This is a genomic window from Aquabacterium sp. UBA2148 (assembly GCF_002328915.1).
GTDB lineage: Bacteria > Pseudomonadota > Gammaproteobacteria > Burkholderiales > Burkholderiaceae_C > Aquabacterium > Aquabacterium parvum.
In genome coordinates, this window is record NZ_DCXA01000254.1 from 3,022 (window position 1) to 11,700 (window position 8,679).

Here is an 8,679-nt window from a genome sequence, read left to right on the forward strand (position 1 = left end):
GAGCCGATGAAGCCGGTGGCGCCGGTGACGATGATCATGGCTTTGCTCTCTTCGAAAGGGTCAGTCCGCAGCCTGGATGCGCACCATGCCGGCGTACAGGCCGCCCAGCGCCATCAGCTCGGCATGCGTGCCTTGCTCGACGATGCGGCCTTCGGACATCACGCAGATGACGTCGGCGTTCTTGATGGTGCTCAGACGGTGAGCGATGAGGATGAGGGTCTTGGCATGGCGCAGGTCTTCGATGGAGCGCTGCACCACGGCTTCGGACTCGGAGTCGAGCGCCGAGGTGGCTTCGTCGAAGATCCAGATCGCGGCGTCGCGGTAGAGCGCGCGCGCAATGGCCAGACGCTGGCGTTGGCCGCCCGACAGCATGCTGCCGTTGGCGCCGATGGGCGAGTCCATGCCTTGCGACATCGCTGACACATGAGACCACAGGTTGGCGGCGCGCAGGCACTGCTCCACCTTGGCGCGGTCAACGCCATGCGGGCTGGCATAGGCCACGTTGGCAGCCACGCTGCCGTCGAACAGGACGATGTCTTGCGAGACCACGGCGAAGTGGCGACGCAGGCTGGCCAGCTTCAGCTCGTCGATGGTCACGCCGTCGAGCTGGATCTGGCCCGAAGCGGGTGTGGCGAAACGCAGCAGGGTGTTGACCACGGTGGTCTTGCCCGCGCCTGAGGATCCCACCAGGGCCACGGTCTGGCCCGGTTCGATGTGCAGCGTGAAGCCATCGAGCGAGGGGGTGGCTGCGCCCTCGTAATGCACCTTGACGTCGGTGAAAGCGATGTCACCACGCGAGGTGGGCATCTCGCGCGTGCCGTTGTCGGGCTCGATGGGGGCGTTGACGAGGTCGAACGCACCACGTGCCGTGATGAGCGCACCCGTCACAGGCTGGTAGACGTCGGTGAGGTGCCGCATGGGCGAGATCGTCATCAGCAGCGCGGTGATGAACGAGACGAACTCGCCGATGGTGGTCGAGCCCTGACTGGCCTGGTAGATGGCCAGCGTGATGATGATGGACACGCCGATGGCGGCCACCACCTGCGTCATGGGCGTGATCAGCGAGCTGGTGGCCATGGTCTTGAGCACCATGCGGCGCAGCACGTTGGCTTCGGCGTCAAAGCGCTTGAGTTCGAACTCGGCGGCGTCGAAGGTTCGCACCACGCGCCAGGCTCGGGCGTTGTCGTCCACCGTGTTGACCAGGCGCTGCTGCGACTCGTACTGGGCTTGACCGACGTGCTGCAGGCGCTTTTGCACCTTCTTGAGCAGCACCCCCAGCAAAGGCATGCTGATGAACGACAGCAAGGTGAGCTGCCAGTTCAGGTAGAGCAGGTAACCCAGCAGGAACACCAGGGTCATGGTGTCCTTGATGACCGAGATGACCACGTTGCCCAGGGTCTGCGAGGCAAATTGGGGGTCGTTGATGATCTTGGTGACGGCCAGGCCCGGGCTGATGGTGGTGAACAGCTTGGCGTCGGCGCGCAGCAGCCCACGCATGAGGTCACGACGTAGGCTCAGCACGACGCTCGAGATGCTCGACGTCATGGTGTAGTTGCCTGCGAAGTTGAACAAGCCCTCGCACCAGGAACAGGCCGATGATCACAATGGGCACCAGCCACAGCGGGTAGTTCAGGCCTTCCTTGAAACCGGAGTCGATCAGTTTCTTGAACAGCGCTGGGATCACCGGCTCGACGGCAGCGCCGATCGTGAAGAACACGAAAGACGCGACGAACATCTTCCAGTGCGGCTTGCCGTACGCAAGGATCTTGCGTCCGGTCTCCTTGAGCTCCATGGTCTGTTCAGGCGTGTTTTGCGCCACGGCGAGCCTCTTTGAGCAAGTCGAGCACGCGCTCGACGGTGATGTCCGACAGCTTTTCAGCCGTGACGTTGTGCATGTTGACCGGGTCCTGGTCAAGCGTGGGGCGCGAGCCGATGATCACGAAGCTGGGGCGGCCCACGGCGGCTGCCACGTTGGTCATGCCGGTGTCGTTGCCCACGCAGAAGTCGGCCACCTGCAAGGCGGCGGCGCTGCCCAGCACCGGGGCGTCGGTGACCGTGGTCATCGCATGGCGGACCTTCTCGGGGATCAGGGCCTCGATTTCCTGGGCCAGAGCCACTTCACCGGGGCCACCCAGCAGCATCACGCCGCCACCTTCAGCGATGAGGGCGCAGGCGAGGTCGGCGAAGTTCTGCGCGCCCCACTGCTTGTATGTTTCGCTGGTGCCGATGGCGAAGGCGTAGAGCGGGCGGGGCAGGTGGGCCAGGCGCGCGGTCATCTGCGCGACCTGTTGGGCAGGCACGTCCATTCGCGGCACGATGGGTGCCGTGCAAAAACCCTGGGCCACCGCGAAGGCGCTGGCTTCCGGGTAGAAGGCCAGTGACGGACCGCGATAGCGCTCGATGTAGGGCGGCTTGTTGAGGAAGAGCCGCTGCAGTCGGTTGTAGCCAAAGCCCAGGCGCTCGGGGATGCCGCTGAGCGCGGCGATCAGCCCGCGGCTGGGGCGACCCGAGAACAGCACGATGCGGTCAAAATGGCCCTGCCTGAGTTCGCGGGCCATGCGCCACATGCCCAGCAGGCCGGCGTGCTTGCCTTTGCGCTTTTCAGTGCGCCGGGGGCGGTGATCGTGGTCGATGACGCGCTCGATCCAAGGCTCGGCGCCCAGGAAGTGGCGCGCCAGGGTCGAGGGTTGGGCCAGCAGGGTGATGCGCTGGCCCTGGCTTTGGGCCGCGACCGCCTTGAAGTAGGGGATGTGCCAGATCAGGTCACCAATGCCGGCATATTGCAGCACCACGACCGTTCGCGGTCGATGGTCCTGTTCGTTGGCGTCGGGGGTGTGATTCACGGAATCCGGCATGGTCAGGGGTGAATGAGGTGCCATCAGGCTGGGAGGCCTGCGCCCGCGAGAGGGCTGCGCCCAATGGCGTCGAGCACTTGCGTCACGCTGACGTCGGCCAGCGAGGGCGCCAGGATGCTGACCATGAGCGGGTCGTGGTCGAGCACCGGGCGATTGCCCAGCAATGCGTACGTGGGTTTGGCCGCCGCCGCCGAGATCTGGATCATGCCCGTGTCGTTGCCGACGCAAGCGTCGACGACCTGGAGAGCGGCCACGCTGCCCAGCAGGGGGGCGTCGGTGAGCACGTGCACCCGGTTGTGAAGGTCGGAAGGGGTGCGAGCCAGTATGGCTTGCGCGAGCTGACGTTCTTGAGGGCCGCCGAGAAGCACGACGCCAGCGCCGCGCGCGCACAGGGCGGACGCCAGTTCAGCGTACTTCTGCTCTCCCCACTGCTTGCGTTCTTCCGATGTGCCGATGGCCAGGGCGTACAGCGGCCGGGGCAAGTGCGACAGGCGGGAGCGCATGGCAGCGACCATGGCCGAGGGCGCGGAAAAACGCGGCACGATGGGCGCCTCGCAGAAGCCTTGGGCAACGCAGAAGGCCGATGCCTCGGGGTAAGCCTCCACCGAGCCGGTGCGATGCGGTTGGATGTACGGGCCTTGCGTCAGGAAGATGCGCTGCCAGAACCGATATCCGTAGCCCAGGCGCTGGGGGATGCCGCTCAGGGCAGCCAGCAGCCCGCGACTGGCGCGACCGGAAAAAACCACGATCCGGTCGTAATGGCCTGCACGCAGCGTACCGGCCATGCTCAACATGCCGCGCAGCCCGCCATGCCGTCCACGGCGGTTGTCGCTCAGGCGCGGGCGGTAGTCGTGATCGATGAAGGATTCGACCCAGGGTTCGTTCGCCAGGAGCACCTTGGCTTGTGTTGAAGGTTGCGCCACCAAGGTGATGCGTCCGCCCTGGCTGGACCTGGCAACCGCTTCGAAGTACGGGATGTGCCAGATGACATCACCAATGCCGGTGTACTGCAGCAGAACGACCGTGCGGGGCCTGGAGTCGCGGGAATCGGTGGATTCACGGGTTTCGGACATGGGGGGCGGGGGCGGAATACAGCCCGCTATTGTGCCTTGTTGTGCCCTGGTGGCGCCCGTGGGGCGCAGGCCGGCGTGCTCTGGCGGTCCAGCCCCGATTCAAGCGCGATTTCTGGGGACAATACGGTCCCATGAAGTCTGCCGCCCACCCCGCCCGCGAAACCCTCGCCGCCCGACGCGTCCTCGTCGTGGGCGACGTCATGCTCGACCGCTACTGGTTCGGCGCCGTTGAGCGCATCTCTCCCGAGGCGCCCGTGCCCGTGGTGCGGGTGGCCAGCGAGCAAGAACGCGTGGGTGGTGCCGCCAACGTGGCGCTCAACATCAAGACCCTGGGTGGTCAGGTGACCCTGCTCAGCGTGGTGGGTCAGGATGAGCCTGCCCGCCGCCTGCAAGAGCTGCTCGAAGGCCATGGCGTCGGCACGGTGCTGGGCCAGGACCCGCGCATGCAGACCATCGTCAAGCTGCGCGTGATCGGCCGCAACCAGCAGTTGCTGCGAGTCGATTTCGAGCGCGAGCCCGACCACGAGTTGCTGGGCCAGATGCTGGGTGACTTCGAGCGCGAGCTGGTCAAGCACGACGTGGTGCTGTTCTCCGACTACGGCAAGGGCGGCCTGGCCCACATCCCGCGCATGATCGAGCTGGCCCGTCAGGCGGGCAAGGCCGTGCTGGTCGACCCCAAGGGCAGCGACTACAGCCGCTACGCCGGCGCCACCGTCATCACGCCCAACCGGGCCGAGCTGCAGCAGGTCATCGGTGGCTGGAAGGACGAGGCCGAGCTCACCGCCAAGGCTCAAGCCCTGCGCGCGCAACTGGGCCTGCAGGCCTTGCTGCTGACCCGATCCGAAGAAGGCATGACCCTGTTCGAAGCCGACAGCGTCAGCAGCGTACAGGCCCAGGCCCGTGAGGTGGCTGACGTGACTGGCGCTGGCGACACCGTCATCGGCACTTTGGCCTTGATGCTGGCCTGCGGCATGTCGCTGGCAGACGCCATGGACCACGCCAACCGCGCCGGCGGCCTGGTGGTGGCCAAGTTCGGCACCGCCACACTGAGCTTCGAGGAGCTGTTCGCATGAGCGGCCAGGGCACTCACCTGACGGACAAGGTCTGCGCTCGCGAAGACATCGCAGCGCGCATCGCGGAGCTGCCCAAGCCGGTGGTCTTCACCAACGGTGTGTTCGACGTGCTGCACCGGGGGCATGTGAGCTACCTGCACGCCGCACGCCAGCTGGGCGGCTCGCTGGTGGTGGCCGTCAACAGCGATGCCTCGGCACGCATGCTGGGCAAAGGGCCCGATCGCCCGCTGAACCAGGACATCGACCGCGCGGCGGTGCTGGCCGGGCTGGCATCCGTCTCGCTGGTCACCTTTTTCGATGAGCGCACGCCGGTCGAGCTGATCAAGCAGGCGCGCCCCGACCTCTACGTCAAGGGCGGCGACTACGACATGGAAACGCTCGAAGAGACGCGCGTCGTGCGCTCTTGGGGCGGCGAGGCGTTGGCGATTCCGTTTGTCGATGGTTTTTCGACGACCTCGCTGGTGCAGCGCATCCGCGCAGGGCGGTCCTCCGACGTGGCGGCCGCAGCCAAGTACCCGTCGGCACTGACCTCGCCCCGCAAGGCAGCTTTCCTCGACCGCGATGGCGTCATCAACCTCGATCGCGCCTACGTGCACCAGTGGGACGAGTTCGAGTTCGTTCCGGGGGCCGTGGACGCCATGCGTCGCCTGCGTGAGGCGGGCTACGTGCTCATCGTCGTCACCAACCAGTCGGGTCTGGCGCGCGGCATGTACACCGAGGCGCAGTTCCAGGAGCTCACGCGCCGCATGCGCGAGGCCCTGGCCGCGGCAGGCGCCGAAGTCGAGGCCGTCTACCACTGCCCGCATCACCCCAAGGGCAAGGTGCCTGAGCTGGCCGTGGACTGCGATTGCCGCAAGCCCGAGCCCGGCATGATCCTGCAGGCGGCTCGCGAGCACGGCCTGTCGCTCGAACACTCGTTCATGGTGGGCGACAAGCCTTCCGACATCGAGGCCGCGCGCGCAGCGGGCCTGGGCCGCGCCTACATCGTGCAATCCGACAACGAAGAGTCGACCGACGCTCTGGCGGGCGCCGACGCGGCCTACGCCGACCTCGCTGCCTGCGTGGATGCGCTGCTCAAGGCAGCTTGAAGCCGACGCCGGTTTGGCGGGGGGCTTGATCGAGAGGGCTGCCTGGCGCCGAGGTTGCGTCCTCAGGTAACTCGGCGCTTGGCCATGGCCAGCTGGTACACGCCCAGGTTGCCCTCGACCATCGCGTCGACCGAGAAGCGCTCGACCACCCACTGCCGGCCCGCTTGCCCGTAGCGCTGGCGCAGCTCGGCCGAGCCCAGTAGCTTGTTCAGCTCGCGCACCAGCGCCGCCGTGTCACCCGGCGTGATCAGTTCACCGTTGAGGCCCGGCTGGATGATCTCGGGGATGCCGCCCGCGCGCCCGCCCACCAGCGGCACGCCGCAGGCCGCGGCCTGCAGCAGCGACACGCCCAGGCCCTCCATGTGAGCGGGGTGCGCCAGCACATCAAGGCAGGGCAGCACGCGGTCGAGGTCTTTGCGGAACCCCGGCAGCTGCACGTGTTTTGACAGCAGCACGTCGCCTTTGACTCGGGCGTTGATTTCATCCCAGAGCGGGCCCTGGCCAAACAAGATGACCTTCAGCCCGGGGTGCTGGGCCAGCACCTCGGGCAGCGCGTCGAGCAGGGTGACGTGGCCTTTGCGCGCGATGAACTGCGCCACCATGCCGATGGTGAGCTCACCGTCGGCCACACCGAAGGTGTCCTGGAACCAGCGCATGTGCGAGCGATCGGGCCGGTAGCGCTCGGTGTCGACCGCGCTGAGCACACAATGCACCTTGGCGGGCGGCACACCCTCTGACAGCAGCACCTGGCGGATGCCGTCGGAGATGGTGACCACCTCGTCGTAGAGGCGGTACTTCAGTTTCACCACGAAGCGCGATTCGGGGTTGTCGACGCGGCGGCTGAGCACCACGGGCACGCCTTCGAGTCGGCCGGCCAGCGCACCCCACAGGTCGCTGCCGCGGCGGCTGTGCAGGTGAACCACGTCGGGGCGCACCTCGCGGATCAGCTTGCGCAGGCGGCCGGTGAGGCCGACGTCGGCGTCGCCACTCATCTTCATCTCGACCACGCGGGCGTGCGATGCGGCTTCGGTGGCGATGGCGCTGCCGGTGGGGCAGGCCAGGACGCAGTCGATGCCGCGCGCTTTCAGGCCCCGCAGCAGAAAGACGACTTGCAGCGCGCCGCCATAGAGGTGCATGCCGGCCTCGACGTGCAGCACCCTCATGACTGGGGCTCCAGTTGGGCCAGGGCGGTTTGCAGCACGCGCTCGGTGGTCAGCCCGGTCATGCAGGTGAATGCGCCGTTGCAGGTGGGACGGCGGCGGCAGGGCGAGCAGGGCAGGTTGTCATACAGGATGCGGGTGCGGGAGACGCCTTCAACCTGGGGGCCCTCTCGGTAAGGCCGGGTCGAGCCGAACAGCGCCACCGTCGGGATGCGCAGCGCCGAGCCCATGTGCGTCAGGCCCGTGTCCACGCCGACCAGCAGTTGCGCGTCGGCGATCAGCGCCACGCTCTCATCGAGCTTCAAGGCGCCGGCCAGGTTGATCAGTTGCGGCTGGCCCGCGCAGATGCGCTCGGCGGCTTCGCGATCGGCCGGTCCACCCAACACGACAGGCTGCAGCCCTTGCGCCAGCATGCGCCGCCCCAACTCGGCCCAGTTGGCCTCCACCCAGTGCTTTTGCGGTCGGGTGGTGAAGGGGGCCAGCACGACCAGGGCACGGGGCGTGTGAGGGGCACCCGCTCGCGCGCCATCGCCCCAGGCGCTTTGCAGGCGCTCGTGCAGCACCTCGCGGGCGCGCATGCGCTGCGCCTCGCCCACCGCCAGGTCGTGCACGAAACTGCCTTGCGGCGCACCCAGGTAATGGGCCAGGTAGCGGTACTCCGAGCCCATCACCGGGTCGGCGCCGGGCGGTGGCGTGACCACCTCGTGCACCAGGCGGTGGCTGCCCTCGCGAGCGATGATGCTCACGCGCCGTGGCGCGCCGGTGAACCAAGCCACCAGACCACTTTTGAGCAGGCCCTGGCCATCGAGCACGAGGTCAAATTGTTCGGCCTTGAGCTGCGCGCGGAAGGCTCGCACGGCGCGCCACAGGTCCAGGTAACGTTTGGCCTTCCAAAGCGCCTGCCACTCCCCGCGCGGCCAGACGATGACCTGCTTGAGCCGTGGGTTGTGCTTGAGCAGCGGCGCGCATACCGGCTCGCACACCCATGAAATCTCGGCGTTCGGGAAACGGGTTCTGAGCGCCGGGATCAGGCCCGAGGCCATGACGATGTCGCCCAACGCAGAGAGACGAACGACGAGGATGCGATGTGGCTCGCGTGTTGGCTCGGGGTGGGGCGCGCTCATGGTTTCGGGGTGTCAGGCCGTGCGGCCAAGGCAGCGTTGGTACAGCGCCAGGGTGCGATCGAGCATGCTGCGGGCCGTGAGTTGTTCTTGGTACAAGCGCTCGCCGTTGGCAACGAGGTGAGCGCGCAACCCGGCATCGCTGCTCAGGCGCGTGATGCCTTGCGCCAGGGCCGCCACGTCTTCGGTGGGCACGAGCAGGCCGGTGTCCTCGTGGCGCACGATCTCGGGCACGCCGCCCACGCGCGTGGCGACCACCGGTACCCGCGCTGCGAACGCCTCGATGACGGCGATGGACAAAGCCTCGCG

At 67.3% G+C, this 8,679-nt stretch carries 9 protein-coding genes; 2 read left to right on the plus strand and 7 right to left on the minus strand.

Annotated elements, in window-relative coordinates:
- Positions 1-60 precede the first annotated feature (60 nt).
- The 4 genes from B2W70_RS14165 to B2W70_RS14180 are packed head-to-tail and all read right to left on the minus strand — an operon-like array spanning position 61 to position 3,928.
- Complete coding sequence (locus B2W70_RS14165; protein ID WP_286746649.1) at positions 61-1,545, minus strand: ATP-binding cassette domain-containing protein; 1,485 nt, start codon at positions 1,543-1,545, stop codon at positions 61-63.
- Positions 1,502-1,819: a hypothetical protein gene (locus B2W70_RS14170; protein WP_286746636.1), complete on the minus strand. Its 318-nt coding sequence runs from the start codon at positions 1,817-1,819 to the stop codon at positions 1,502-1,504. Before B2W70_RS14170 ends, B2W70_RS14165 begins: the two co-directional genes overlap by 44 nt.
- Complete coding sequence (locus tag B2W70_RS14175) at positions 1,800-2,843, minus strand: glycosyltransferase family 9 protein (protein WP_286746638.1); 1,044 nt, start codon at positions 2,841-2,843, stop codon at positions 1,800-1,802. Before B2W70_RS14175 ends, B2W70_RS14170 begins: the two co-directional genes overlap by 20 nt.
- A 35-nt stretch (positions 2,844-2,878) precedes the next feature.
- Positions 2,879-3,928, minus strand: a complete 1,050-nt coding sequence (locus B2W70_RS14180; RefSeq protein WP_286746640.1) for a glycosyltransferase family 9 protein — start codon at positions 3,926-3,928, stop codon at positions 2,879-2,881.
- Between the two features lie 131 nt (positions 3,929-4,059).
- Between B2W70_RS14180 and rfaE1 the strand changes: the two genes are divergently transcribed.
- Both rfaE1 and gmhB read left to right on the plus strand, forming a co-directional pair.
- Positions 4,060-5,001: a D-glycero-beta-D-manno-heptose-7-phosphate kinase gene (gene rfaE1, locus B2W70_RS14185; protein WP_286746642.1), complete on the plus strand. Its 942-nt coding sequence runs from the start codon at positions 4,060-4,062 to the stop codon at positions 4,999-5,001.
- Positions 4,998-6,089, plus strand: a complete 1,092-nt coding sequence (gmhB, locus tag B2W70_RS18465) for a D-glycero-beta-D-manno-heptose 1,7-bisphosphate 7-phosphatase (protein WP_414631070.1) — start codon at positions 4,998-5,000, stop codon at positions 6,087-6,089. Before rfaE1 ends, gmhB begins: the two co-directional genes overlap by 4 nt.
- A 62-nt stretch (positions 6,090-6,151) precedes the next feature.
- Here the strand turns inward: gmhB and B2W70_RS14200 are convergent, their stop codons facing one another.
- The 3 genes from B2W70_RS14200 to B2W70_RS14210 form a co-directional block, all read right to left on the minus strand.
- Positions 6,152-7,252, minus strand: coding sequence for a glycosyltransferase (locus tag B2W70_RS14200; protein ID WP_286746644.1), 1,101 nt, complete (start codon positions 7,250-7,252; stop codon positions 6,152-6,154).
- On the minus strand, positions 7,249-8,373 hold the full coding sequence (locus tag B2W70_RS14205) for a glycosyltransferase family 9 protein (protein WP_286746646.1): 1,125 nt from the start codon (positions 8,371-8,373) through the stop codon (positions 7,249-7,251). Before B2W70_RS14205 ends, B2W70_RS14200 begins: the two co-directional genes overlap by 4 nt.
- 12 nt (positions 8,374-8,385) lie before the next feature.
- The coding region (locus B2W70_RS14210) for a glycosyltransferase family 4 protein (RefSeq protein ID WP_286746647.1) at positions 8,386-8,679 on the minus strand (294 nt) is incomplete at its 5' end.